Origin of the sequence: Psychrobacter sp. TB20-MNA-CIBAN-0197 (assembly GCF_040309765.1) — a bacterium.
In the GTDB taxonomy this organism is placed as follows: Bacteria; Pseudomonadota; Gammaproteobacteria; order Pseudomonadales; family Moraxellaceae; genus Psychrobacter; species Psychrobacter submarinus.
In genome coordinates, this window is record NZ_JBEOPC010000271.1 from 1 (window position 1) to 316 (window position 316).

Annotated in this window: 1 protein-coding gene; it reads right to left on the reverse strand. The window is 58.9% G+C overall.

The features are described 5' to 3' along the window. Positions 1 to 237: disulfide bond formation protein B (locus AAEY83_RS13620; protein ID WP_351059606.1), on the reverse strand; the 237-nt coding region annotated here is incomplete at its 3' end. Between the last annotated feature and the right edge of the window lie 79 nt (positions 238 to 316).

The window sequence follows — 316 nt, forward strand, 5'->3', positions numbered from 1 at the left end:
GATCACTACCAGTGTCTCGAACACGGTGATGCTGCGACGGCTACGCATGCCCGCACCGATGAAGGCGAACACTGCAATCAGCAACAGTGCATAGCGCTGCAGAATGCACAGTGGGCAAGGTGCTTCGCCGAGCACGACCTGCATGTAAAGTGCGCCGCCGATCAACGCCAGGCAGATGATCCCCAGCAACACCAGATAGCGCCGCTCACGCCCCAACCGCATCGTTTCCTCGCTCATTGCCTTTCCTTTGTCAGTCCATGGTCCAGCCGGCCGGCGGCTGAAATTGTCGCAAGTCTACACCGGGGCAAGAAACGAT